15 protein-coding genes are annotated in these 23,479 nt (G+C 46.0%); 5 read left to right on the forward strand and 10 right to left on the reverse strand.

The genetic code is table 11. The features are described 5' to 3' along the window. Positions 1-3 precede the first annotated feature (3 nt). Positions 4-3,165 (reverse strand): AAA family ATPase, encoded by a 3,162-nt coding sequence (locus A28LD_RS07790; RefSeq protein WP_007420534.1) that lies wholly within the window; start codon positions 3,163-3,165, stop codon positions 4-6. Next, positions 3,162-4,346, reverse strand: coding sequence for an exonuclease SbcCD subunit D (locus tag A28LD_RS07795; protein WP_007420535.1), 1,185 nt, complete (start codon positions 4,344-4,346; stop codon positions 3,162-3,164). The genes A28LD_RS07790 and A28LD_RS07795 overlap by 4 nt, the downstream gene beginning before the upstream one ends. A gap of 207 nt (positions 4,347-4,553) precedes the next feature. Here A28LD_RS07795 and A28LD_RS07800 point away from each other — a divergent pair, with 207 nt between their 5' ends. Next, positions 4,554-5,534, forward strand: a complete 981-nt coding sequence (locus A28LD_RS07800) for a metallophosphoesterase (protein WP_007420536.1) — start codon at positions 4,554-4,556, stop codon at positions 5,532-5,534. 1 nt (position 5,535) lies between these two features. Here A28LD_RS07800 and A28LD_RS07805 read toward each other — a convergent pair whose 3' ends face one another. Together A28LD_RS07805 and A28LD_RS07810 are read right to left on the reverse strand one after the other, a co-directional pair. Continuing rightward, positions 5,536-7,371 carry a hypothetical protein gene (locus tag A28LD_RS07805; RefSeq protein ID WP_007420537.1) on the reverse strand — a complete coding sequence of 612 codons (1,836 nt, stop codon included), beginning with the start codon at positions 7,369-7,371 and terminating at the stop codon, positions 5,536-5,538. Between the two features lie 37 nt (positions 7,372-7,408). Next, entirely contained in the window at positions 7,409-9,595 is a 2,187-nt protein-coding gene (locus A28LD_RS07810; RefSeq protein ID WP_007420538.1) for an OsmC domain/YcaO domain-containing protein, read from the reverse strand. 312 nt (positions 9,596-9,907) lie between these two features. On the opposite strand from A28LD_RS07810, the gene A28LD_RS07815 reads away from it, so the two are divergent. Further along, the gene (locus A28LD_RS07815; protein WP_007420539.1) at positions 9,908-10,393 is read left to right on the forward strand and encodes a hypothetical protein; all 486 of its coding nucleotides are present in this window, start codon (positions 9,908-9,910) and stop codon (positions 10,391-10,393) included. Further along, positions 10,393-10,623 carry a helix-turn-helix transcriptional regulator gene (locus A28LD_RS07820; RefSeq protein ID WP_007420540.1) on the forward strand — a complete coding sequence of 77 codons (231 nt, stop codon included), beginning with the start codon at positions 10,393-10,395 and terminating at the stop codon, positions 10,621-10,623. Before A28LD_RS07815 ends, A28LD_RS07820 begins: the two co-directional genes overlap by 1 nt. 7 nt (positions 10,624-10,630) lie before the next feature. On the opposite strand, the gene A28LD_RS07825 is transcribed toward A28LD_RS07820, so the two are convergent. After that, the gene (locus tag A28LD_RS07825; protein ID WP_007420541.1) at positions 10,631-11,071 is read right to left on the reverse strand and encodes an energy transducer TonB; all 441 of its coding nucleotides are present in this window, start codon (positions 11,069-11,071) and stop codon (positions 10,631-10,633) included. 105 nt (positions 11,072-11,176) lie between these two features. Between A28LD_RS07825 and pnuC the strand changes: the two genes are divergently transcribed. Beyond that, a complete protein-coding gene (pnuC, locus tag A28LD_RS07830) occupies positions 11,177-11,908 on the forward strand; it encodes a nicotinamide riboside transporter PnuC (RefSeq protein WP_007420542.1) in 732 nt (243 codons plus the stop codon). 19 nt (positions 11,909-11,927) lie between these two features. Here the strand turns inward: pnuC and A28LD_RS07835 are convergent, their stop codons facing one another. Continuing rightward, on the reverse strand, positions 11,928-12,617 hold the full coding sequence (locus A28LD_RS07835; RefSeq protein WP_007420543.1) for a VIT1/CCC1 transporter family protein: 690 nt from the start codon (positions 12,615-12,617) through the stop codon (positions 11,928-11,930). A gap of 318 nt (positions 12,618-12,935) precedes the next feature. Here A28LD_RS07835 and A28LD_RS07840 point away from each other — a divergent pair, with 318 nt between their 5' ends. Further along, positions 12,936-21,500, forward strand: coding sequence for a GH36-type glycosyl hydrolase domain-containing protein (locus A28LD_RS07840; protein WP_007420544.1), 8,565 nt, complete (start codon positions 12,936-12,938; stop codon positions 21,498-21,500). 62 nt (positions 21,501-21,562) lie between these two features. Here the strand turns inward: A28LD_RS07840 and A28LD_RS07845 are convergent, their stop codons facing one another. The 4 genes from A28LD_RS07845 to A28LD_RS12285 form a co-directional block, all read right to left on the reverse strand. After that, positions 21,563-21,937 carry a hypothetical protein gene (locus A28LD_RS07845; protein WP_007420545.1) on the reverse strand — a complete coding sequence of 125 codons (375 nt, stop codon included), beginning with the start codon at positions 21,935-21,937 and terminating at the stop codon, positions 21,563-21,565. A gap of 62 nt (positions 21,938-21,999) precedes the next feature. Then, positions 22,000-22,287, reverse strand: a complete 288-nt coding sequence (locus A28LD_RS07850; protein ID WP_007420546.1) for a hypothetical protein — start codon at positions 22,285-22,287, stop codon at positions 22,000-22,002. A gap of 10 nt (positions 22,288-22,297) precedes the next feature. Next, positions 22,298-22,930, reverse strand: coding sequence for an alternative oxidase (locus A28LD_RS07855; RefSeq protein ID WP_007420547.1), 633 nt, complete (start codon positions 22,928-22,930; stop codon positions 22,298-22,300). A 328-nt stretch (positions 22,931-23,258) separates the two neighbouring features. Continuing rightward, positions 23,259-23,479: hypothetical protein (locus tag A28LD_RS12285; protein WP_007420548.1), on the reverse strand; the 221-nt coding region annotated here is incomplete at its 5' end.

Raw genomic sequence — 23,479 nt, forward strand, 5'->3', positions numbered from 1 at the left:
GCGCTATTGCCTGATGCCCGTTGCCTGATTAACCAATTGTGTGCTGCTACCTGATTGATGGCGCAAAACATCAATGCGATCTGGCAAACGCTCTTTCAGCTCGCGCACATGAGAAATAATCCCAATAGTTCGGCCATGGGCGCGGAGCTCGGCTAATACCGCTATCGCCGCATCAAGAGCCTGCTCATCTAAGCTTCCGAAGCCTTCATCAATGAATAGCGTTTCTAAGCGAATACCACCCGCGTAGCTTTGCACTACATCAGAAAGGCCAAGCGCCAAGGCTAGCGCTGCCATAAAGCTCTCACCGCCCGATAAGGTATTTACCGGCCGTGTGCGCCCGGTATAGGCATCATCCACTACCAAATTAAGGCCTGCTGCTGAACGTTTATCCGCTACTTCTAAATCACGGCGCAATAAATAACGCCCACCGGACATTTTATCTAACCGCACTGAAGCTTCATGCAACACATCATCAAGCAAAATACTTAGCACGAACCGGTGCAAGGTTAAACGCTGCGAATTATTCCCCGCAACCGCATCAGCCAATGTGCCTAATACCTGATATCGCTCAGATAATTCGGCACTGCTGGCTTCTTTGGCTTTTAACCGCTGGTCGATATTCTGCAGGCGCTGGTATTCGCTGTTCAGTTGCTGCATAGTTTTCAACGCAGCATTCACTTCTTCTTCAAGCACTTTCAATTGTTCGTTGAGCTTTTCAAGTTCCGGCCGTTCTTTACCCTTCGTGGCTTGTTCTATTTTCTCCCGCAATGTGGCATTGCGTTGTGTGCTTTCTTGCCATTGCTGAACCTTCACACTGTATTGCTGTTCTTGCTCGCTGTTTAGCTGTGCCTGTGTAAACGCTTCGGCATCAGCAAATTCACTTTCTTGCAAAGCCTGGGCCCAAGCTTTATCGGCTTGAGCTAAATTCGCTTGCAACTCTTCACTTTGGGTTTGCGTATGTTGCAGTGCCGCAGCTGAGCGGCTCGCCGCTTGCCCTGCTTTTTCATACTGCTGGCGTGCCTGCTCTAGCTCACTTTCAAGCTTACCAATAACTGCGCTGATATGCGCTATCTTACCTTCTATTTGTTGCGAATTACGGCCATCTTCTGGTAGTTGCTGTGCTAATTGCTGCGTTAGTTGCTGCGTAAGCTCCTGCACTCGGGCTAAATTCGCATGCGCCGCATGCTCTGCCGTTTGTAGGGCGTTTTGTGCCATTTGTTGCTGTTTACGTAACGCTTCAAGTTGGTTGGCCAACTCGCGAATCTGTTGCTTCATTTGTTGCAGCTCTCGCTTTTGCTGCTCATTATTCTCAGCATGCTCTTTCAGGGCATCGCGTTCTTGCTGCAACGCACTAATATCCTGTTCAGCCGCTTCGCCAAGTGCTGATCGCAAGCTTTCAATGCGCTTTTTCTCATTATCTAATTCTGTATTCACTTGCAATAAGGCCTGCTCAGCTACATTCAGAGCCTGCCGATATTGGGCCGTTACCGCTTGCGCGGCATCTACCGCTTCTTGCTCTACCACCTGAACATCACTGCCTTGCTCATGAGCTAATGCTGGGTGCTGCACACTGCCACACACCATACAGGGTTCGCCATCGGCTAAATCTCGCGAAAGCAATAACGCTTGGCTTAAGTGCCAACCTCTTACCGCCTGTTTCTCCGTACGCTCGGCCTCTGCAAGATTGCCATTGGCGGTTTCAACATCGGTTTTTGCTTGAATTTGTTTTTTTACCAACAGCTGTTCTTGCGCTTGATGCTGGCTAAGCTCCTGGTGCTGGGAAATCTTCGGTTCTAATTGCGCTAAAATCAGCGCTATATTCTCATGCCCCGCTACCAACGTTTCTTGAGCATCAATCGCTTTCTCAAGCGCCTTATAACCTTCGGTTGCTTGCGAAAGTTTCAACGCACTCGTTTCCGCCTCTTGTTGCTTGTTATCTTTGTTAGCATTCAGGGCATCTTGTTCGCTCTCGGCGTGTTGTAACTTTTGCGCATTCACTAATGCTTGCTTCAACGGCGCTAGCTGCTCACGTAGTTCCGGTAATTTTTTTGCAGCTTCCTGGGCATTTTCATAAGCCACGAGCATTTTTTTACGTTGCTGCTCGGCCTTTTCTGCCGCCTCTTTAGCTTCAAGCTTTGCAAGTTCAGCTCGTTTTAACGCATAACGCTGATCTACTAAACGTTGCCATAACGGCTGAATTTTTGCGGCTTGCTTAGCATGGGTTAGTAACTCTTCAAGCTCAGCGATTGGCACTTTCTGTTCATCTAAAACGTTTTTCTCATTCAATAGCTGTTCTTGTTCAATAAACTGTTTTTCTAACAACGTTGCACGATCAACATTCCGCGCTGCCTCAACATATCCCTGATTTAAACGTTTATACTCGCTTTCAGCGGCTTCTCTTGGTGCTTTTGCTGCGGCGAATAAGGCGGCTAACTGCTGTTCACGGCTAACAAACTCATCGTTTTCGTCGGTGCTATCTGCAGTGATCCCAGCTTCAGCATAAATGCCCGAAATGTCATCTTTCACCCGGCTATATTGGCTTTGTAGTTCTTTCGCTTTTACCCGAAAACCTTCTTCAATCAACTGATACCGCTGTGTTTGAAATAAGCTGGCAAATACTTCTTCGCGCTGGGTTGAATTGGCCGTAAGCAGTTCACGAAACTTTCCTTGCGGCAATACAACAACTTGCCGGAACTGCTTAGCGTTTAAGCCAATGAGTTGGTTTACATACTCATCGAACTCACGAATTTTCTTATCTACCAGCAGCTTTTTAGGCCATTCTTGCGGTGGAACACCCGCTTCTTCTTCCAGCAGCCAAATACTTCCGCTGGCGTTGCGTTGCGTTACCCCTTCACCCCGTAACTTTGCCAACGTTTGCGTGGGCAAACGCTCAATGCGATATACTTTATCGGCCAAGCGAAATATAAAGCACAGTAAGGTTTCCGTGCCAGCATCGGCATGATCACAGCGCATTTGCTCACCACTCCTATCGCCAGTGGTTTCGCCATAAAGTGCATAACTAATGCCATCAAGCAGGCTGGTTTTACCCGCACCGGTAGGCCCGTTAATTAAAAACAGCGGATTCTCGCCCAAATCAGTAAACTGCACTTCTTCGGTGCCGGCAAAAGGCCCAAACGCCTGCATTTTCAAATACAACGGCTTCATGCTTTATCACTCCCTGAATCAGCATTACTCGAGCTCTCATTAAGGCTTTCACGAATTAAATCTTTAGCCAACGATAACTGTTCCGCAGAAAGCGGTGCATCGGTTACTTGCTGATAGAAATCGGCCAACATATCAAGTTCTGTGCGTTTCAAATGTTCACGAGCAAGCGAAGCCCCCTCGCCTAAACGATGGCTAAAACGCTCTTTTTGCAAATCAAGAATGTTCGGATAAACCGCACGTAAGCGCGCCAATGGTTCAAGAATTGCATCGGTATCGGTGAGGGTTATTTCAATATAATCATCGCGCTCTTTATCTTGCTTGCCATCGGCCAATAACTGCTCGAATTTACCCGATAGGCGCCGCACGTTTCGTTTGGCCTTTAATGGCAGTAAATCAAAGCCAGCAAAACCACTATCATCGAGTGTAACTAGCGTTACACTTTTATTCTGCTGATGTTCAGAAAAGCTATATTTCAACAGTGAACCACTGTAGCGAATGTGTTCTGCACTTTTATACTGCGGCTGGTGTAAATGGCCAAGAGCCACATAATCAAAATCAGCAAAAGTTTTTGGTGAAACTTTATCAGCCCCACCAATCGAGAGTGGCCGCTCGGAATCTGATTCACTCCCCCCATCTAAAAAGCAATGGCTCACCAATACATGCCGGGCTTTCGTTAAGCCTAATGTTTCCTTTGCCTGTTCGATTTTCGCCACCAACAGTTCATGGGCGTGCTGATAACCTTTCACTTCGGTTTGCAAATAATCGGCCACTAGGTTCGGATCATTATAGGGCATGCACCACACTGCTACTTCACCGTGCTCATCTTTGAGCATTACCGGGTTCAACATTTCCGTAAACGAAGTAATAATACTCAACCCCGCTTGCCGAAGTTGCCGAGCGCCAAAGCCGAGGCGATCAGCCCCATCGTGGTTACCCGAAATCATAATTACCGGCACTTTCAGTTCATGCACCAGCCTATGCAAGGTATCATCAAGTAGCTTTACAGCTTCTGCAGGTGGCAAAGAGCGATCGTAGATATCGCCAGCAACAATCATGGCATCAGGTTTTTGCTCATCTACATATTTCTCGATTTGCGCCAATACAAAGCGCTGATCATCCAACAGTGATTGCTGGTGAAAATAGCGCCCTAAATGCCAATCTGAGGTATGTAAAATCTTCAACCTAATGCTCCTTGCTGATTTTCTGATTGTTTTTTTGTTTAGCTCGCATGAGCCTATTCGTTGAACAACGTATTTACGCGCAGATTTTGCCGCTAGAAATAACAGAAACAGTTTAACAATTTTTTCGCTCTGCGTATGATGAAAACAATAGCGTTTTCACCCCAATACGCATACCGTTTTTTTAGCACATTGGAGAATATCATCGGCATGGATTCTAAAAGTAATGTTTCTAAAAACGCATTGGCCGAAGGCTTCGATATCATCGGCGATGTGCATGGCAAAGCCGATAAGCTTTTTGCTCTGCTAAAAGGGCTCGGGTATACAAAGCAAGGCGGTGTTTACCAACACCCCACCCGTAAAGCCATTTTTGTGGGTGATTTAATTGATAATGGCCATCAAACGTTGGCGGTTCTGGAAACTGTAAAAGCAATGGTTGATAGTGGCAATGCGCTAATTACTATGGGCAACCATGAGCTAAACGCCGTAGGCTGGGCCACCATGCATTCAGTTACCGGCAAATACTTGCGCGAACATTCCGCTACCAACCAAGCACATCACCAAGCTTTTCTCGATGATTTACCCACGCTAGAAGATCGCCGACCATGGCTGGAATGGTTTAAAACACTACCTTTATATCTTGATCTCGGTGATTTTCGGGTAATTCATGCCTGCTGGCACGAACCATCGTTCGCTGTTATCAAACCCTATTTAAACCCGGATAATTCGTTACGGGCCAACGCTTGGGAAACCATATTTGAAGAGGGAACAGCCCCTTTTAATGCGGTTGAAAACTTATTAAAAGGTGTTGAGGAATCGATGCCTGAAGGCGTGAGCTTCGTTGATCATAAAGGTAAAGAACGCTGGGAAGTGCGTATCTCATGGTGGCTTCGCGAAGCTGAAACGCTTGCAGATATTGCCCATATTCCGGTGCCAGGGCAAAACCAGCCAGCTATCGATGCGCTAGGCAAGGTAACTGCTGATAATAATTTACTGAAACGTTTAGCCTATCAAGGTGATTGCCCAGTATTTTTTGGCCATTATTGGTTAGCAGGTACCCCAGCAATTCTAACACCCAAAACTGCCTGTGTTGATTACTCAGCGGGCCGCAACGGGCCTTTAGTTGCGTATCGATGGAGTGGCGAAAGCACCCTAACGAGCACTAACTTTGTGACGGCAGGTGCGGGCTAATTTAAAGCCCATCGCGGCGAATATTAAACTGCCGTTGCTGGGCTTCTTCAAGCTCTGTATAGAAATCGTTTAACGCCAGCTCATAAAAGGCCTGTAGCTCGGCAATGGCTTGCGCTTGATCATTTTGCAACGAGAGCAGCATTTCTGCGCGCATTCGTTCGCGGTTAATGGCTTCATCGGTTTTATTTAAGCCATAATCCACTGCGAACCAAGTGCCGGCAATTATAGCTGGAGTACAAAGCCAAAAGGCGGGCCCACAAAGCGCTCCTGCACTGCCCGAGCCTACAGCTCCTGCTCGGCTAGCAGAACGCGTGAATAACGCAGCAATGACTCGGCGTATACCGGCTCTGCCTGCTGCTCGTGTGCCAGCGGCTGTAGCAAACCGCAAAGCCACCGCGCCACCCGCAATTCCTAAACCCACCAACGATTTATCCATATACTCACCTACGCTAAACGTAAGCTCTGGCTGCTCAAAGCACTGGCTATTGGCCAATAGCTCATCTAAAAAAGCGCTCTGCGCGGCCCCAGCTCGGCGCATTTCTGCTGCAAAGGTTTCATTCAATGCAGTATTCGCCTGCAACAGTGCGGGTGAAAGCTCAGCACCAATAAATTCATTCATTCTATCGCTTAAGTAATCATTGAATTTGGCAGAGCTCACCGTGGCGCCAAGAAGATAACCTAGCTGTTGATACTGCCCTTGAATACTAAAGTTCCAATCTAAGAATGCATCAACACCCCGTTCCGCGTGGCTAAATGCCTCCGTTACCGCCACAGTAACCTGTGCCTGCATGCGTTCGCTAGAATTCACCTGCTGCACGCTCAATTGCCGCTTTACCTGTTGTTCAAGCTGCTGTTGCTCGCGGGCCACAAATACTTCTGCACATGGGTCGATTATCACCACTTCCGGCGGCACACTCACTGATTGGCGCAACTGTTGCCAAGGTACATGATTCAAACTTACATAGAGAATTAACAATACAAACAGTGTAAATATATAGCTTTTTCTAAATATCTTTTTGCCCGCAGTTTGCCAGCCGTGTAACTGCATTTGCTGCGCAATACTCGGTATACCGAGTAGCACCACCTGCAAACTAGCGAGCTTTAACGCATTTATGCTTAAGATCAAAAACCAAGCACTCGCTTTCAGGCCCATGCTTGCTTCCACTCGGCTTGCTTGCTGCAACAAATGCCAGCTCACATCCTGCAGCACTGCTGCGGTGCCCAGTAACCAACCCACAAAAGGAATAGCTGCTTCTACTTGCCAGCTCTGCTCGGCAACCTCAAATACCGTTAAATAGCGCGTATCGGGCACTTCTAACCAAAATATCTGCACTAGCGCGAGGGCCACCGCGAGCAAGATTAAATTAATCCAAGCACTTACCCGTAATACAATGGCAACATGATACTGCGGTTGGGTTTCGTTACTGAGCAGGCGGTATACCAGTAGGGCTATAAGCACAAAGCTAACAATGCCAGCGAGCAACACCCACCATTCAAGCGTTTGCAATTGCGCAATGAGCATCAGCGCGATGAGTGCGGAAATCACCGAAATCACGGTATATAAGATACGCAGCCATAGGCTATCCCAAAACAACCGCCGCACTCTGCCTTCGGGTTTGTAAACATGGCTAAGAAAGGCTTGGCGGCGCAGCATTCGCACCGCATCAAGATATTGATAGGCAAGTAGGCTTAATGCTATCAGTAAGGCAAGAAACACTTGCTCGTTTACACGTTCTAACGGTAAAAATTTACCGCCGAAAAGCACAATAACAACGAGCAATATTGCTATTGCATTGCTTATTAAGCGAGTTCTCGTGTTGCTTGTTTCATTGCCCAATAACACTAACCTCTTGATTGTGTTTGCGTGTTTAAAACTAGCTCTGGGAAGCCAAAGCGCGCGCTGCGTGCAGTTTCTTATAACTTTCGATTAAACGTTGGTGCTTCTCAAGGCCTTCAAGCTGCATATTCGTTGGCGTTAAGCCATGGAAACGCACACTGCCCTGCACCGAACCTACAACCGCCTGCATGGTTTCATCACCATACATACGGCTCAGATTGTGTGTATAGTCATTAAGTTCAAGATCATCCGCCAAGGTTATTTCCAATACCGCCTGCATGGCACGATAAAACAACACCCGAGCAACCGTGTTATCGTTGTATTGCAAGAATTGCTCAACCAAATCAAGTGCTTCCTCGTGCTCACCCAAGGCTAAGTAAACCAATAACTTAAGTTCAAGAATAGTAAGCTGGCCCCATACCGTATTCTCATCGAACTCCACACCAATAAAGGTGATGATATCAGTGTAGTTATCGAGTTGGCTTTCTTCTAATCGCGCAACTAAATCAGCCAGTTGCTCATCACTTAAACGATGAAGATTAAGAATATCCTCACGGTATTCCAGCGCCACATTGGTGTTATCCCAAATGAGGTCTTCTACTGGATACACTTCTGAATAGCCCGGCACCAAAATTCGGCATACCGGCGCACCTAAATCTTCATGTACCGCCATATACGCCTCTAGCCCCATTTCATGCAAAATCGCAAACAGGGTTTTTGCTTCTTCGGTATTTGTTCCAGAGAAATCCCATGGCACAAATTCGTAATCTGCACTGGCACTAAAAAAGCGCCAAGAAACCACACCGCTAGAATCAATAAAATGCTCAACAAAGTTGTTCGGCTCTGAAACCGCCATAGAGTTGAACGTAGGTAGTGGTAAATCATTCAAGCCTTCAAAGCTTCGGCCTTGCAATAATTCCGTAAGGCTCCGCTCTAGCGCGATTTCAAAGCTTGGGTGGGCGCCAAAAGAAGCAAACACACCACCGGTGCGCGGGTTCATTAAGGTAACGCAAGCCACTGGGAACTGGCCACCTAACGAAGCATCTTTTACTAATACCGGGAAGCCCTGTTCTTCTAGAGCTTTTATACCTTCCAGCACATTCGGGTAATTCGCTAATACTTCAGCAGGTACATCAGGTAAGGTAATTTCTTCTTCAATAATCTGCTTTTTAACCGCTCGCTCGAATATCTCGGATAAACACTGCACTTGCGCTTCAACCAGTGTGTTACCTGCACTCATACCATTGCTCAAGAACAAGTTCTCAATCAGGTTAGAAGGGAAATACACCTCTTTACCATCGGATTGGCGCACAAACGGCAATGAACACACACCGCGATCAACGCGGCCAGAATTGGTATCAATCAGGTGATTCCCTTGCAGCTCACCATCTGGATTATAAATAGCTAAACAGTGGTCATCTAAAATTTCAGCTGGCAGCTCATTATTCGGGCCTGGCAGAAACCATTTCTCGTTCGGGTAATGCACAAACTCGCTGTTGGCAATTTCTTCACCAAAAAACTGATCGTTGTAAAAGAAATTACAGCTTAAACGCTCAATAAATTCACCTAACGCCGAACACAGCGCGCTTTCTTTGGTAGCGCCTTTGCCGTTGGTGAAACACATAGGTGAAGCTGCATCGCGAACATGTAGGCTCCAAACATGGGGAACAATGTTTCGCCACGAGGCAATTTCAATTTTCATGCCTAAATCAGCCAAAATCGCCGACATATTGGCAATGGTTTGTTCTAATGGCAGATCTTTTCCGGCAATAAAGGTAGCCGATTCTGCTTCAGGCTTAACCATCAACAGCGCTTGTGCATCTTCATCAAGGTTTTCAACGGATTCAATTTGAAACTCAGGGCCAGTTTGTACTACTTTTTTTACTGTGCAGCGATCGATAGAGCGCAAAATACCTTCGCGATCTTTCTCTGAAATATCTTCCGGAAGCTCAACCTGAATCTTAAAAATCTGGTTATAACGGTTTTCTGGGTCAACAATATTGTTCTGGGAAATGCGAATATTATCAGTAGAAATATTCCGCGATAAACAATATACCCGCACAAAATATGCTGCGCACAGTGCCGAGGAAGCCAAGAAGTAATCGAATGGGCTGGGTGCAGAACCATCGCCTTTATAGCGAATAGGCTGATCGGCGATTACTGTAAAATCATCGAATTTCGCTTCTAATCGAAGATTATCCAGAAAGTTAACATTAATTTGCATGAGCGGGATACCGAGTGTTGAATAATAGAAGTGAGCTGTCACTATGTTTTTCGCAAGCACTATTTATAAACGCTAAACCGAAACAAAAGCACAAGCAGGAACTTACTACCAAGAAATGAGGCGTGCATTATCGCTTTTTTACCGGCTTTTGTCTTGTTTTGCTGGTTAATCTTCGTGCAAATTCTTCTTCTTTCCTATTGAAATTGATACCTAAGGGTTATATATTGATACCCTTAGGTATCATCATTTGATTAAAATTAACTTAGTTCAAACTAACTTACTCACATTTAACCACGCACAAGAGAGCCCGCTATGAAGGAACTAGCTAAAAACCCTTACCACGCATGGACACCCGATTTACAAGTAAAAGCCCTAAAACGCCTAGGCTTGAGTATTTTTGTAGCTGCTTTTGGGGTATTCATAACCTTTGTGTCCAACTGGTTCGAACTGCCCTCGGTTTTCATTCTAGTAAGCTTCATCGGGGTTTTTGTTTCAATAACCGTAGCGCCTATTATATTTTTTAGCAGCGGCATTCTTTCCAGTGAAAACCCAAATCGCTTACCTACGTTCACCGATGAATTTTGCCGGCACGTTATTTATCAAGCATACCGTGCAGTTGCTTGGGGCTTAATATTACTCTCGTTATTTGTGTTTCTATTGGCCGATTTATTACTAAGTACTTTAAGCACGGTAAGTGTTTCTGTAAGCCAAATTAGTGGGTTATTTGCATTATCCGGCATGCTCATTTGGGCTATTACCGTTGTGCGCTTGGTAAGCGACGAAGAGCAGGATGAATAATGGAAGAAGTTTATAACCGTGTTGCTATTGAACGCAGGCTGCGAGGGTTATCGCAACAGCAGCTTGCGGATGCTATTGGTGTGTCTCGTAAAACCATAAGCACTATTGAAACGAGGCGATTTACGCCCTCGGTAGTGGTTGCGTTAAAAATAGCAGGCTATTTCGCGGTTCCTGTGGAATCAATTTTCTCACTCGCACAGGAAGCCGCTAAAGGTTTTACGCAAAGCTAGTTAAACGTTACGAGGTGCACGCATATTGCGATTGCGCGATACAACGTTGCTCAGCTTCTTCCGGGGTTCCTCCGCCCATACAAAAATCGAGGCGTATTATTTTCTCTTCCGCCACGTTGGCTTCGCCCGATACATTCTGCCATTCCCATTTGCGAATGATATTAGCTACTGGCCTTTCAATGCCCCGCTCCGGCACAGAGCTCACTAAATCAACACTTTCAGTTTCGCCGTTTTCATTCACAACTACGTTAAACACCCCACAACCAACAATACCTTCTTGTGCTAACTCCCGCGGGTACCTAGGCACAGCTTGCACAGCGCGTAACCATACAGAATCTTCTTTAACAGGATCTAAATGGGATAAATGCACATGTCCATAGCCAGAAGCATTGGCGTTAGCCGTAAATGACGCGAGTGCGAATATTGCAACTAATCCTAATTTTTTCATGCTCTACTTTCCTTGTTTAATTATTATTTTTATTTAAAACTAAACTTATGCAGTGGTTAAAGTAAATGCAGCTACAAGCTATGTCAAAGAACACTAGGGAAATTCATGAATATATTCGATAAAATCACCAACGAATGGCAACGGCAATGGGCTGTGGTTTGGTTTGTTTGCGGTGCGCTCGCTTTGTTTGCCGGCTTTTGGTTCACAACCGAGCGCGGTGGCTTAGAGATATTCATGCTAGCTGTAGCGCTGATCGGCCTTATTTGTGTAGTTTCGCTCGCTTTTCGGCGTAATTTAACCGGCAATGGCTTAGGCATCACCGCCAATATTGGTGAAGTGCTAGCGCAAGGGCGAAGCGGTGCAACCGGCCTTATGCTCGCGCCTATTTTCTATTTAGCTACGCATGTTTATGGGCTCTTTTATTGGCGTAAAAACCAAGATGGCGATGGCAATATGCTGCCGCGCCAAGCCACTGTTAGTGTTTGGGTTATTACGGCGGTATTTATTGCCATTGGCCTTGCGGTATTCCCATGGCTCAATGAACAGTTACAACAGTACAGCTTTATCGAATCGAGTAGCGATACAGCAATGAGCGCATTCGGTGTTAATATTAGCTGGTATGCCATCAATGTAACGGCGTTTGTGCTTGGTGTAACCGCGCAAACCACCATGATATTGCGCTACTCATTCAGCTGGAGTATTTGGATCATCGTAAACTTTGTATGGTTAAGCGTGAATTTAGCCAACAACAACTACATATTCGCTATTCAAACCATGGTGTATCAAGTGAACGCCTTTGTAGGATGGTACGGTTGGCGACGTTCCATTCGGCGCTAAGCCAGCAAACCCTTAATCCTCAGGCCACTACACCAAACAGTGTTCCTACGCCAGCGGTTAGCGCCATTGCCAAAGCACCCCAAAATGTAACGCGGGAAACCGCAATAAGTACTGGTGCACCGCCTGCTATTGCCGATAATGAACCTAGCAAGGCCAGAAATAAAAGTGCACTACCTGAAACAGCCCACAGCAAAGTAGAAGCAGGGGAAAGAAAAACCACAAGAAGCGGAAGCAGCGCGCCTACCGAAAAGGTAGTTGCCGAAGCAAATGCAGCCTGAATCGGGCGCGGCGCGAGCGTATCCGAAATACCTAGTTCATCACGCGCATGGGCGCCAAGCGCATCGTGGTTCATCAATTGAGTTGCCACCCTAGCTGCCAGTTTAGAATCTAAACCGCGCTCAATATAAATATCACGGAGTTCTTCATGCTCATGTTCAGGAGCAGTAGCTAACTCTTTACGCTCTCTTGCCAAATCGGCGTTTTCAGTATCCGCCTGCGAACTTACCGATACGTATTCCCCTGCAGCCATCGACATCGCGCCAGCCACCAACCCAGCAATTCCAGCGGTTAGCACCCCCCTGGCATCAGCCCCTGCCGCAGCCACACCCAGTATTAAACTAGCGGTTGATACAATGCCATCGTTAGCGCCAAGAACTGCCGCTCGAAGCCAACCAATTCGCTGTGTTCTGTGTTTTTCAACATGAATCATTTTGGGTTCTCTCTCATGGTTTACAGAATACTAAGTTATGTGCAGATTATTCTGCCCACATTATTAAAGTGAAAATTAATTAAGTTATGAAACTGGTTTAAGCTCCGGTTATTCTCCAAAATTAATTCCACTTACTAAATCTAAAAACCGTAAATTCTCTTCTATCTTGATCTCAATCAAAATAACTGTGTAATTTTTAACCACCCTCAATATCTTCAACTAAGCTTAAAAATTAAGGGCGTGGTTTCTTCTTACTAGCAGTAAGCTATTAGCAGCCCACACTTCGCTTCGAAAGCATCCATCAGGTGGGTTATTACCATGAATTTACGCCAATATTGCGTTTCCTTTAAATATAGAAACCAAGCGTTATGGAAAAATCGTGAGCCCATTCGCGAAGAAATGTTTGGCATTGAACGGCTTGAGCACCATGCCGAAAGTTTAGCTCAGGCTCAAGGTGTTAGCGAAAACCCACTAGCGGTTCTCTCCCTTAGAGATCGATTAGAACAAAATGCCTCTGCACTGATTTCAATTTATGGTGATTGCGTTAAAGATATGGAAGCTGGCAAAGAAATGGTGCCCGCTGCAGAATGGCTCTTGGATAATTACCACCTTGTAGAAGCGCAAGTACGCGAAATTCGTCAAGATTTACCCGCCGGTTTCTACAAGCAACTACCCAAGCTCGCCAGTGGCCCGTTTGCCGGATACCCTCGTGTATTTGGCTTAGCTTGGGCCTTTATCGCCCACACCGATAGCCACCTTGATCCCGACGTTCTAGCTTTATTTATCTCCGCTTATCAACGTGTGCAGCCACTTAGTATTGGTGAGCTTTGGGCAGTACCGATAACTTTGCGTATCGTATTAGTAGAAAATCTGTGCCGGCTTGGCGAACAAATTACACGCGAGCAAGCTCGGCGCGATAAAGCGAACAATCTTGCCGATTGCCTGCTACGCAGCGATGGGGCCGATGCCGCTTTAGAAGCTTTTTTACGTGGCCATGATCATCAACGTTTATCAGAAACTTTTGCCGCGCAGCTAGTAACGCGATTACGAGCTCAAGATCCGGTAACTACACCCGCCTTACGCTGGTTAGATAAAGAACTGCAACAACTAAACCTTTCGGTAGATGTAATAGTAGAGCACATTGAGCGCCGCCAAAGTGGTGCCAATGTATCGATTCGGAACGTGATTTCTAGCATGCGCCTAATTTCTGATATCGATTGGGCTGATTTATTTGAAAGTGTGAGCTTAGTGGATGCACGCTTACGTGCCAGCAGCAATTTCGCTACTATGAATTTTGCTACCCGAAACCTTTATCGCAACGCAATTGAAGAACTGGCTCACCATTCTGGTTACAGTGAATTAGCGGTAGTAGATAAACTGAACGAGATTATACCCACCAATACCGATCCTGGATTTTATCTAATAGGCCAATATCGCCCTCAGTTTGAGAAAGCCATTGGTTTCAAAATACCTTTTCGAATTAAACTCGGCCGCGCAATTGGTGATTTCGGGATTGGTGGTTTTGTAGGCACTATTATTGGCATCAGCATAGCACTGCTGATATTTGCGCTATATTTATTGCAGCAATATGGTTCCATGCCATTCATAGGCTTGGTGTTATTTTCATTGTTTGCTTTTTTGCCGGCCACGAATATTGCCATGGTGCTTATTAGCCGGGTAATCATCTGGGGCTTCAACCCAACTATTTTACCCAGCATGGAATTTAAAAACGGTATTCCTGATAACTACCGCACGCTTATAGCCGTACCTACCTTGCTCAGCTGTTCCAACGATATCATTAAACTTGCCGAACGCTTGGAGGTTCATTACCTAACCTGTGCAAGCAATAATTCAAATAATTTATATTTTGCCCTTATCACCGATTGGGTGGATTCTGATAATGAACTGAACGAGAGGGATACTGAGTTGCTTGATTTAGCAACCCACGCTATCGAAAACCTCAATAAGCGCTACGCCAATAACAAATTTCTTCTTCTTCATCGCCGCAGAGTTTTCAATGAATCTGAAAATGTTTGGATGGGGTGGGAACGAAAGCGCGGCAAGCTGCACGAACTCAATCGCCTACTGCGCGGCGCAACCGATACTACCTTTATCGAAAACCAAGCAAGCATTGCGCAACTCCCAGATAATTTCCGCTACGTAATCACCCTTGATTCAGATACTCGCATTATCAGCGATACCGTAACAAGTTTAATTGGCAAAATGGCACACCCACTAAACCAGCCCTATTTAGATAAATCTAAGGGCCGCATCACATTGGGTTATGGAATTTTGCAGCCTCGAGTTACCCCCTCGTTCCCAAATGAGCATCGCGGTTCTATTTTTCAAATGATCTATTCCGGCCCCGGTGGTATCGACCCCTATGCCGCAGCTACCTCTGATCTCTATCAAGATTTATTTCAAGAGGGTTCCTACACTGGCAAAGGTATTTACGATATTGATGCTTTTGAAGCTGCACTAGAAAACCGTATTCCTGAAAACACGCTTCTCAGCCATGATTTGTTTGAAGGTATTTATGCGCGAGCCGGGCTGGCCTCAGATGTTGAAGTAATTGAAGATTTCCCAGAGAGTTATGATGTGGCCGTTAAACGCCAGCATCGGTGGACCCGCGGCGATTGGCAGCTCATTACCTGGATTCTTAATTTAGGCTCCTCGAGCCCACGAACCGGCTCGCAAGCAGTGCCCTTGCTCGGCCGCTTTAAAATGATTGATAACCTGCGGCGCTCATTGATTCCACCCTTTACCTTCACCGCTATTCTTTGCTGTTTTCTATTTCCGTGGCCGTTGAATGCCATTGCCATCGGGTTTGTGTTAATCAGCATAGTATTGCCGGCATTCATGCCTATTCTTTACAATCTTTGGCCGCGGCGGCACACTAGCTCACGAAGTTACCTAAATGCAATGCTTGCAGATACCAAATTAGCAATTGGGCAAACTATATTAACAATCGCCTTTTTGCCAGATCAAGCTTGGCGTATGGCCGATGCCATTGGCAGAACTCTAGTTAGAATTTTTATTACTCACCATCACCTACTAGAATGGACAACATCAGCACAAATAGCCGCTAAACCCTGCCAAACCGTTTTTGAGTTTTACCGAGAAATGGCCGCTAGCACGTTCTTTTCTGTGGTAGTTATCGCCGCTGCCATAATGATTACCCCATATTCTTGGCCGCTAATTTTGTGCTTTGCTGTTCTTTGGTTTAGTGCACCATGGTTAGCCTTTGCAACCAGCCGTACCGCCCCTATTGAACACAAACTTGCTTCGCCACAACAGGCTACTGAACTGCGGCTTATTGCCCGGCGCACCTGGCGCTATTTTGAAGTGTTCGTTGGTAAAGAAGATAACATGTTACCCCCAGATAACTTCCAAGAAACCCCCAACGAAGTTGTTGCTCATCGCACATCGCCAACGAATATTGGGGTGTATTTGTTATCTGCTATTGCAGCCCGTGATTTTGGTTGGGCGGGAATGGTGCAAACGATTGAACGGCTCGAAGCCACCTTTGCAACAATGCAGAATTTAAAGCTTTTTCGTGGTCATTTCTTTAATTGGTATTCCACCAACACGCTAAAACCACTTACCCCAAATTATATTTCCTCGGTAGATAGCGGCAACCTTGCTGGCCATTTACTGGTAGTAGCTAACGCCTGTGAAGAGTGGATAAGCAACAACGAACTAACTTGCCCGCTTGATGCATCACCCACACACATGCTCGGCGGCCATATAGATAATTGCCAGTTAGCTCAACAAGCCTTTAAAAACGTGTGGAATGCACCCGTTGAAATCAGATTTTTACTCGAAGAAATAGAACAAGTAGCCTCCGAACCGCCAGCAGCTATCCCAAGCACCGCCCTGATCAACGAGTTGATATCTTTAGTTAGTAACTTGCCCGATGATAGCGATGAGCACTCTAGAGTTTTTGAGCTTCGATACTGGGTGCAAGCGATTGAAAAAAATATACACGAATACGAACGAGATACTCTGCAAAGAAAATATAGCGAACCCTTATGCCAGCGCCTTGAAACGCTAGCATCTACTGCGCGTGAATTTGCCTTAAACATGGATTTCGGCTTTTTAATCGACCCGCAACGACAGCTACTGGCGATTGGCTACTCTCTTGATACCAATAGCCGAGATGAAAGTTGCTACGATTTACTGGCTTCTGAAGCCCGATTAGCGAGCCTATTTGCCATCGCTAAAGGCGATGTAAATAGCAAGCATTGGTTCCGCCTTGGCCGCTCTGCAACGCCAATAATGAATGGTTCAGCGCTTATTTCTTGGTCTGGCTCTATGTTTGAATATCTAATGCCCTCACTCGTTATGCAAACCCCAGCCGGAAGCATACTCTCTGGCACAATGGAGTTTGCGGTAAAACTACAACAAAGCTACGCAAGTTCATTGAACATTCCCTGGGGAATGTCTGAATCGGCATTCAATGCGCGCGATCATGAATTTACTTATCAATACTCAAATTTCGGTGTTCCCGAACTTGGCTTCAAGCGCGGCTTGCGTTCCGATAGAGTTATTGCGCCTTATGCCACCGGGCTGGCCACCATGATTGAACCTACGAGAGCCCTTGCAAACTACAATACACTTACGAAGCTCGGTGCCTTGGGCCGTTTCGGCTTTTACGAAGCACTCGATTTTACGCCTAGCCGGCTTCCTGAAAATAAAGAGTATGTCATTATCAGAAGTTTCATGGCGCATCATCAAGGCATGACTATTGCTGCCATCAGCAATGCGCTGAAGAACAACATTATGTGCAAACGCTTTCATCGCGAGCCGATCATTCAGGCCTGTGAGCTACTGCTCCAAGAACGCATGCCTCGCGACATTGCAACACCCCATCAACTTGCGGCAGCCGTTGAATTACCGATTAATTACAACATTGCAGGTTCATCAACTCGGCGCCAAATTAAAGTTAGCAGAACAACACCACTTATTACCCACATGCTCGGGAATGGGCAATATTCAGTAATGCTCACTGCTACCGGAAGTGGTTACAGCCGTTGGCGTGATATCGCTATTACCCGCTGGCAACCAGATGGTTGCTTGGAAAGTTATGGCACCTTTATATTCCTGCGCGATATTAAAACAAACCAATGCTGGTCGATAGGTGACCCACACTACGCCGATAGTGATGTAAATGGTGATAGCACAGTTGAATTCAACGAAGAACATGCCGAATTCGTGCATCACGATGCTGAACTAAAAAGCAGCATGGAGGTAGTTGTTTCAATGGAAGATGATGGCGAAGTGCGGCGCCTTTCGTTAAGTAACTTCGATAATAGAGCTAAAGAAATCGAAATCACCTCATATGCTGAAGTAGTTTTGAACACCTTAGCGGCAGACCAAGCACACCCCGCTTTCAGTAAGATGTTCGTGGAAACCGAATACCTGGATAAATTCGATGCTCTAATCGCTACTCGCCGCACCCAATCTTCTGAAGATAAACACATATGGGCTGCACACTTAGTAGTGGTTGAAGCTGAGCTAACTGCTACGCCTGAGTTTGAATCAGATCGCGCTCGATTTTTGGGCAGAGGTAGAACCTTGGCAAACGCCGTAGCAATGCAGCCAGAAGCATCACTATCAAATACAGCTGGTACCGTTCTAGACCCAATTTTCTCGCTGCGCCGGCGCATTATAATCGAAGCTAGAAGTGAAGCACGCATAACGTTTTGGACATTAGTGGCAGAATCTAAAGAAGCGCTCATTGCGTTACTTGATAAGCATCACGATCGAAATGCATTCGCGCGCGCAAAAACGTTAGCCTGGACCCAAGCCCAATTACAATTACGCCATTTAAACATAGGCAATTATGAAGCCGTTGATTTTCAGCGTTTAGCTACACCTTTACTTTATCAAGATGCGCGTTTTCGCTCATCAGCAAGGCTTATTCGGCAAGGCGCAGCCCCACAATCAGCGCTTTGGGAAACTGGAATCTCTGGCGATTTGCCGATAATTCTTATCCACATCGATAACATCAAACACATTAATCAGGTTTTGCAACTTATAAGAGCCCATGAATACTGGCAACTAAAACAACTCTGTGTCGATTTAGTGATTTTTAACGAACAACCATCTTCGTATATTCAGGAATTACAAGATGCTATTGAAGCAGCAATACGCACCAATTATCTACGTGCAAATATTAGTGCGCCTACCCGCGGAACTATATATGCCTTGCGGTCTGATCAAATAAGCCTCACTGCCCGCGCCCTACTTGCCTCTGCCTGCTGGGTGAAACTCTATGCCGCAGCGGGTAGTTTGAGAAATCAACTCAACCGCATACCACCTATGGAAACTCCAGCTATTTTCCTACAAGAACCGATAACACCGCGCCAGCGTAAACAAAATGAAACTAATGCTGAGATTATAGATAGCGCAACTAGCCTCCTGAAAATACCAGAGCTAGAGTTTTTTAATGGCATTGGTGGTTTTGCCGAGAATGGCCGCGAATATGTGATTAGCTTATCTGAAGGTGAAGCCACCCCTGCACCTTGGATTAACGTTATTGCTAATCACCACTTTGGTTTTCAGGTTTCGGCCGAAGGCAGCAGTTACACTTGGGCAAAGAATAGCCGGGATAACCAATTAACCCCTTGGTCTAACGATCCGGTTAGTGATCCTAGTGGCGAAGCTCTGTATGTTCGTGACGAAGATAACATGGCCGTTTTCGGTGCCACCATAAATATTAAAAACTTTCCTGCTAATAGCGAGTATGGTCATTCCGATGCGCCATACATTGCCACGCACGGCTTTGGTTACAGCCGGTTCCAGCACCAAGCACACGGTATCGAACTCGATCTGTTGCAATTTGTGCCACTTCAGCACGCGATTAAAATTTCTCGTTTACGGCTGCATAATCATTCAAAAACAACCCGGCGATTATCCGTAACTGCTTTTGTGAGCTGGGTGCTCGGGGCCTCTCGCAGCGGCAGCGCGCCTTTTATTTACACCGAGCATGATAGCAAGGGCGCCATTTTAGCCCGCAATCCTTGGAGCCTGAACTTCTCAAGCCGAGTTGCATTTGCCGATATGGCCGGCAAACAAAGTAGCTTTACCGCCGATCGCTCTGAATTTTTGGGCCGTGCGCATGCACGTACAAATGGCATTAGTAGCCTGCCTCCTTTAGCTCTCGCTAGCAAAAGGCCACTATCGGGAACTACCGGTGTGGCGCTTGACCCATGTGCAGCAATGCAGCAGCTCATATGGTTAGAGCCGGGCGAATCAACTGATGTGGTATTTCTTCTTGGCCAAGGTGAATCTGCAAGCGAAGCAAAAGAGTTACTTGCAGCCTATCGGCAATGTGAAATTGATGAGTTGCTCGCGGAAGTAAAACAGCATTGGCAAAGCATTCTTGGTGTGGTTCAGGTAAAAACACCCGATAGAGCCATGGATATAATGCTCAATGGTTGGCTTACCTACCAAACTCTAGCTTGCCGAATTTGGGCGCGCTCAGGGTTCTATCAAGCCAGCGGTGCTTACGGTTTTCGCGATCAATTACAAGATGGCATGGCCCTCACTTTCGCCAAACCCGATGAAACTCGAGAACATATTTTACGTGCTGCTGCACACCAGTTTGTTGAAGGCGATGTACAGCATTGGTGGATGCCCTCTACCAACAATGGCGTTCGAACACGCATTTCCGATGATAGGGTTTGGTTAGTTTACGCCACCGCTCGATACATCGAAAATTCGGGTGATATAGCCATTCTTAATGAGCAAGTGCCATATATCGAAGGGCCACAGCTCAACGATGATGAACACGATAGTGTATTTCCAGCTAAAACCACAAAGTATACCGAATCGCTATTTGAGCATTGTGCTCGTGCATTAGAGCAAAGCATTGAACTTCGCGGCGTACTGGGGTTGCCATTAATTGGCACTGGCGATTGGAACGATGGCATGAATCGAGTAGGACCCGGAGGTAAAGGCGAAAGTGTTTGGTTGGGTTGGTTACTTTTAAAAGCACTGAAAATGTTCGCGCCGCTGGCAAAATTGCATAACCGCGAACGCGCACAAGTATGGGCGAATTACGCTAAAACCTTACAAAAAGTTATCGAACAAGTGAGTTGGGATGGAGAGTGGTATCGCCGAGCAACCTATGATGATGGCAGTTGGTTAGGCTCGTGGGGGAATCAGGAATGCCGCATTGATTCTATTGCTCAATCGTGGGCTGTATTATCGGGCGGTGCCGATAATGCGCGGGCGGCACACGCTATGTCGTCGCTCAACAAGCAACTCATTTCCGAGAAGAACCAATTGGTAATTCTATTTACACCACCTTTCAATTATGGCGGCCAGCACCCCGGTTATATACAAGGCTATCCGCCGGGCTTACGCGAAAATGGTGGCAATTATAGCCACGCTGCCATGTGGGTAGCTGAAGCCTACGCTGAGCTGGGCGATGGCAATCAGGCAGTGAAGGTATTTAATATATTGAACCCTATTAACCACGCATTAACCGCTGAAGAGGCTACCAAATACAAAGTTGAGCCTTACGTAGTTGCCGCAGATATCTATTCGGTAGCACCTCACATCGGCCGTGGTGGCTGGACATGGTACACCGGTGCTGCCGGCTGCATGTATAGAGCTGGATTAGAAGGCATACTTGGCCTGAAAAAGCGCGGCGATAAGCTTGTAATCAAACCCTGCATTGCTCGGTGCTGGCCAAAATATGAAATTGCCCTAAACCTTGATAGCGGCCAATACCAGATTACTGTTGAAAACCCACAGAAACGGAGCCAAGGCATTACTCATGCAGAACTCGATGGCGAGCCGTTGCAACACAACGATGATAGTGTAGAAGTGCCGCTTGATGGCAAAGCACACCTGCTGCTGATTCGAATGTAGATTATTGATACAGCCTTCAGGTTTCTGCATTAGGTTTTCAGTTGTTGCTAATCACATTTCTTCTACCTAGGATCACGCTTATGTATAGTAATTTTAGGCGCTGGGGCTACTCCCATTTTATAAACATCCCACTCACGATCGGAAGGTGGCAACTCATCGTCACATACAATGGTGTATGCAAGATGACCATCTAACCGGCAAATTCGCCACGCGGTAAAACCAATAGAATAGGAAATCGCTGGGCTTCGTTCTGCTTTACCGTCAGCACGATCCCAAGCCATTTTGCCATTCCAATAGCCGATACTCGACATCACATTTGCATCAGATTTAGTGGGTGGTGCCGTTGAAGGTACATACAGGCCATCAACCTCAGGTAAACCGGAACCAGTTACTTCAATATATAAGGTATTGCTTGGAGTTTTGTCACACTCAGCCATATTAATTCTCAAATTAGATTGTCAGTTAAAACACAGATAATCGATGGATCGACGCTTTTGTATCATGAATTATCAGTTGATACTTCTTGGTTTTCTAGTACCGTATTGGCGTCGGCACGTTCAATTATTTTCCAAATCACCGATTGAATGGCTTCATCTTCTCGCACATCATGTTTACTCACAAATTGTTGTTTTTGAGGCTCTGCATTCTCTTCAGATAAAAACGTTACCACCACTTTATTCGCAAGATCGGGGGTGGTTCCGAAGTACTCTAACGAAATTTGTGGAAAACCTTTGAAACCGCGCTGAACTCTTTTTGCGATGCGCTTTTTTGCTTTATCTACATTCATTGTAAATACCTCACTTTCGCGCCCCTGATTTCAACTCATCGGCGAAACCGTGGTTTACATCACGATGCTTTGCTTCATCAGCTCTTACCGCAATAATCACTTCGCGTAATCGGGCATCTTCAGGCAGCTGCCAATAATCAATAGCAATCTGCGGTGCAGGAACATTTTCGTATTTGCCGCTATCTACGCCTGCGAGATATTCGGTATAACTGTAAACCGCTTCTTCTTCCAAATAGCCAACAACGCGATGAGCCGTTTTGCTTGAGAAAAGGTAAAGCACAAAAAAGGCGTTGTAAAAAATACCTTGAGCAATAATCACCAACGTACGTTCTAACCAATTCGGTTTTGCCACTTCAATGAAGGTTAGCAAGTGCATGCGTTCGTTTTCTGCTTCTTCGAGCAACGTGTGAATCCAACCATCGTCATTCTTCATGCGGCGCAGTGAATGTAAATGTTGAATAGCGCCACCCACCATGCCTGGCACAGCAGCCACGGTTTCCAAAACTACCGCGCGATTGCCATAACGCCCAGAGAAAAATAAATCAGCAAAAAAACGTAAAAACCTCACTGTTCCATAGGCGATACGATCAGAAATACCTTGTGGCTTGTGGTGTTTAGGCCGTGCTTCATATTCTTCGCTCATCTTAACTCCCACTATTGAGCACCCGCCACCGATACACTCGGTTTTTTGATACCCTATTGGCATTTACGCACTCAATTAGCTTCTAGATTATCAATTGAGTGGTTTCATTTTCTTGCACATTGGTTTCACTATTACATCTTTAATGTGAATACTACCATCGGCAGCACAACAGGCACAGAAGCTATTCATTTAATTAGAGGTAAACCGAGCATTATTGAGGCTGAGAAAATAGAAGTAATGTAACTTATTTATTGTGCCGAAGGTTACTACAGTTAGCTTAAAACAAAGAGCCCAGCAATCCATGCTGGGCTCTTAACTACGCAATTTACTAGCCTTTTTTGCTTGGTGCTTGCTGAGATTTCTTGTGGTCTTGTTGACCTGGATTAGCATGTTTTTGCTGATCTTGTTGCTGTCCTTGCTTTTGCTGTCCTTGCTGTTCTTGCTTTTGCTGCTGGCCTTGTTGACCTTGCTTTTGCTGTCCCTGCTTTTGATGATCTTTCTGTTGCTGATCTTGTTTACTAGGCACTTGCGAACCTTGGGGTTTTTGTG

It is taken from the genome of Idiomarina sp. A28L, from assembly GCF_000218785.1.
Lineage (GTDB): Bacteria > Pseudomonadota > Gammaproteobacteria > Enterobacterales > Alteromonadaceae > Aliidiomarina.